3 protein-coding genes and 1 pseudogene are annotated in these 3,948 nt (G+C 67.9%); all 4 read left to right on the forward strand.

Going from position 1 to position 3,948, the window contains the following annotated elements; translation table 11 throughout:
- Positions 1-304 (forward strand): annotated as a pseudogene (locus ACRDUX_RS09595) (hypothetical protein); the annotation flags it as partial.
- Entirely contained in the window at positions 301-1,332 is a 1,032-nt protein-coding gene (locus ACRDUX_RS09600; protein WP_526413281.1) for an ABC transporter permease, read from the forward strand. The pseudogene ACRDUX_RS09595 and the gene ACRDUX_RS09600, both read left to right, overlap by 4 nt.
- A 1-nt stretch (position 1,333) precedes the next feature.
- Entirely contained in the window at positions 1,334-2,212 is an 879-nt protein-coding gene (locus ACRDUX_RS09605) for an ABC transporter permease (protein ID WP_526413283.1), read from the forward strand.
- A gap of 13 nt (positions 2,213-2,225) precedes the next feature.
- Positions 2,226-3,926 (forward strand): dipeptide ABC transporter ATP-binding protein, encoded by a 1,701-nt coding sequence (locus ACRDUX_RS09610; protein WP_526413285.1) that lies wholly within the window; start codon positions 2,226-2,228, stop codon positions 3,924-3,926.
- The last annotated feature ends 22 nt before the right edge of the window (positions 3,927-3,948 follow it).

Below are 3,948 nucleotides of genomic sequence, written 5' to 3' on the forward strand. Positions count from 1 at the left end.
CGTACCGCTGGTGGTGAGCAGAACCTCGATCATCTCGCTTGGGCAGAGTTTCGGCGGCCCTGGCAACACCGCGCTGCTGGGTGCGCCGCCCGAGCTGACAGCGCTCTACGACAGGGAGCTCGAAGCCAAGGACGACGCCGAATTCACGGCGGTGCAGGCCGAGCAGCAGAAGGCACTCATCAAGGGCTCCTACGTGTTTGCCTATTTCGAGGAAGCCCAGACCTTCGGAGCGGCGCCCAACGTCCACGTCACGTTCCAGACGCAGACCTACCCCGACTTCTACAACGCATGGAAGAAGGCGTGACGGCGGTCCAACCGGTCCATGCCTCGCCCGAGGTTGGCGCCGGTGCTCCGACCGGTTTCGGCGGCCCCGCGTCCAGGCAGCTCACCCGCTACGTCCTTGGCAGGCTGACACAGGCGGTGGTCGTGCTGTGGTTGGCCTACACGCTGACCTTCATCGCGATCACCCTGCTGCCGTCCAACCCGATCGACATGTTCTCCGCCGACGACACCGGTGTCATCGACCCGCAGACCGTCGCGCAGATGAAGCAGTACTACGGCTACGACCACGGCGTCGTCCAGCGGTACTTCATCGAACTGGGCCAACTGGTGCGCGGCGGCCTCGGCTACTCCATGAGCACGGGGCAGACCGTCGCCCAAGCGATCGGCGACGCGGCACTGCCGACCCTGCGCCTGGCATCGACCGCGTTCATCGTGGCCCTCATCATCGCGGGCACCATCGTCGCGACGGCGTCACTGGGCCGCTGGCGCTGGCTGCGATCGTCGGTCGTGGCCCTACCGCCGCTGTTCGCCGCCGCACCGGTCTTCTGGGTCGGCATCGTGGTTCTGAACGTATTGTCGTTCCGGCTGGGTTGGATCTCGGCCTTCCCGGACGGTTCGTTGCCGTCGATCCTGGTGCCCTCGCTGGTGCTGGGCCTGCCACTGTCCGCAGCCATGGCCCAAGTGCTGCTCAAGAGTGTCGACACCGTTCTGGCAAGCGATTTCGTCGACGTCGTGCGCGCGAAGGGTGCCGACAAGCACTGGGTCTTCTGGCGACACGTGGTCCGCAACGCGTCGGGCCCCGGCCTCACCGTGGCGGGCACCGTGCTTGGCACCCTTGTCGGCGGCACCGTGGTCACCGAGACGGTGTTCGCGCGGGCCGGCATCGGGCGGGTGCTGCAGACCGCGGTGTCATCACAGGACGTGTCACTGGTCCAGGGCTTCATCCTGATCATCGCGGGCCTGTACGTGGTGGTGAACCTGATCATCGACCTGCTGTATCCGGCGCTCGATCGACGGATCCTGCTGACGGCAGGCCCCGCACGGAGATGACATGACCATCCAACGAGAGCTCGCACCACCCGGGGCAGCCGCGGTCGCAGGCCTGCTGCCGCGCCGCCGGCGAAACCCGTTGACGCCCAGGGGTATCGTCACCACGCTCGCCCTGCTGGTGCTGGTGACCGTCATCCTGTGGACGTTCGTCCCGTCCTGGTTCACCATCCATGATCCGCTGATCGGGGACCCCACCCAGCGTTTCCTCGCGCCGAGCCTGGAGCACTGGTTCGGCACCGATCGCTCGGGTCGTGACACCTTCACCCGCGTCGTGCACGGCACCCGCAACACCGTCTACGGCGCGGTCATCGGAACGTCCATCGGTCTCGTCGTCGGCACGGTCCTTGGCGTGGCCGCCGGCGTGCTGCGTGGCGTCGTGGATACGGTGTTGATGCGCTTGGTCGACGTCCTGCTCGCCCTGCCCGGCTTCCTACTGGCCCTGTGCATCGTGGCGGCCTTCGGTCCTGGCACCACCCACGTCGCGGTCGGAGTCGGCATCGCGGCCGTGGCCCCGTTCGCCCGGGTGGCCCGCGGTGAGGCGTTGCGCGTCGTCCAGCTCGAGTACGTGGACGCGGCCCGCGTCTCCGGTGCGCGACGCTCCGCGGTGCTCTTCCGTCACGTGCTCCCCAACTCCGCGGGACCCATCGTGGCGCTCATTCCCACGGAGCTGGGCGCGACGATCCTGAACATCGCCGGCCTCGGGTTCCTTGGCTACGGTGCACCACCGCCGACACCGGAATGGGGCACCCTGCTCGCCGAAGGCCGCGACTACCTGGCCAACGCCTGGTGGCTGACCACGCTGCCCGGAATCGTGGTCCTGGTAGCGGTTCTCGCGGTTGCCCGCGCCGGACATCTGCTCGCCCGACGCTTCCGAATCTGACGAAGGAATCCCGATGACGACGACAGCACTGAGGCTCACCGACGACCGCACCGACGAGTCGGGAGGCCGCGACGGCGATCCGGTGCTCGAGATCGCGGATCTGACCATCGCCTACCGCGGTGCCGCGCAGCCCGCCGTACATGGCGCCACCCTGAGCATTCGCGCCGGGGAGGTAGTCGCCGTGATCGGTGAATCGGGCTCGGGCAAGTCGACGTTGAGCAAGGCCGCGATCGGTCTGCTCCCCGACAGCGCTGAGATCGTCAGCGGGTCGATCCGCATCGCGGGCGAAGAGATCATCGGGCGCAGCGAGCGCGATCTCGTCAAGCTGCGCGGCACGGTCGTCGGCCTGGTTCCGCAGGATCCCTCGACGTCCCTAGACCCCGTGCAACCGATCGGCCGACAGGTCACCGAGTTCTTCCGACTGCACCCGGCAGGCCGGGAGCTGTCGCGAGCGCAGCTGCGCACCAAGGCGGTCGAACTCCTGGACCTCGTCGGCATCGACCACCCCGAACAGCGCCTGCGCCAGTACCCGCACGAGCTGTCCGGCGGGATGAAACAGCGAGTGCTGATCGCCATCGCATTCGGGCTGCGGCCCAAGCTGCTGATCGCTGACGAGCCGACCTCCGCGCTGGACGTCACCGTGCAGAAGCAGGTCCTCGAGGTCTTCGACCGCCTCACCGCGGAGACGGGGGTCGCGGTTCTGTTCGTCACCCACAACCTGGCCGTGGCGTCCGACCACGCCGCCCGCGCCATCGTGATGCGCAGTGGCGAGGTGCTCGACAGCGGACCCATCGACGACCTGGTGTTCCGCCCCACCCACGACTACACGCGTGAATTGATCACCAGCGCCTTCGGTTTGGCGCAGCGCACGGCTCCGCGCCGGACGACCGGGGCTGATCCCGATGCCTCCGCCACCCCCGCCATCGAAGTCAGTGGCCTGACGAAGATCTTTTCCCACGGACCCGGCGGGCGCTTCAAGGCGGTCGACGACGTCGCCTTCCCCGTCGCACCCGGCAGCACCTTCGCACTCGTCGGCGAATCGGGTTCAGGCAAGTCGACGACCGCCCGGCTCATCCTCGGTCTGACCAACCCGGACGGCGGTGAGGTGCACGTCCACGGCCGAGAAGTCACCCGCCTCAAGGGCAGCGCCAAACGTGACGTGTGGCGGGAAATTCAACTCGTGCAGCAGAATCCGCAGGTTGCGCTGGATCCCCGCCTCACGATCGAACAGATCGTGGACGAGCCGCTGCGGTCGTTCGGTCTCGGCGGTCGCGCCGACCGGCGCCTGCGGGTGGCGGAACTGTTGGACCAGGTCGGGCTGGCCGGCTCGTTCGCCACCCGCAAACCGCGGGAGCTCTCCGGTGGCCAACAGCAGCGGGTCGCGATCGCCCGTGCACTGGCGCCGCGGTCGCCCATCGTCGTGCTGGACGAAGCTCTTTCGGCGCTCGACGTGGTGACCCAGGACCGCATCCTCGACCTGCTCGAGGAGGTGCAGCGCGAGCTGAAGCTGACGTATCTGTTCATCTCGCACGATTTGGATCTGGTGCGTTCGATCTCCGATTCCGTCGCCGTGATGCGAGCCGGCCGGGTCGTCGAGACCGGCCCGACGGCGGAGATCTTCTCGAATCCGGCCGAGGCGTACACGCGTGCGCTCCTCGATGCGACGCCGGGCCGCCGGCTTCGTGCCCAGCTGACCAACCTCGCGACGGCGTGAACCTAGAGGTGATGTCATGACC

The organism is Mycobacterium sp. (assembly GCF_050701675.1).
Classification (GTDB): Bacteria; Actinomycetota; Actinomycetes; order Mycobacteriales; family Mycobacteriaceae; genus Mycobacterium.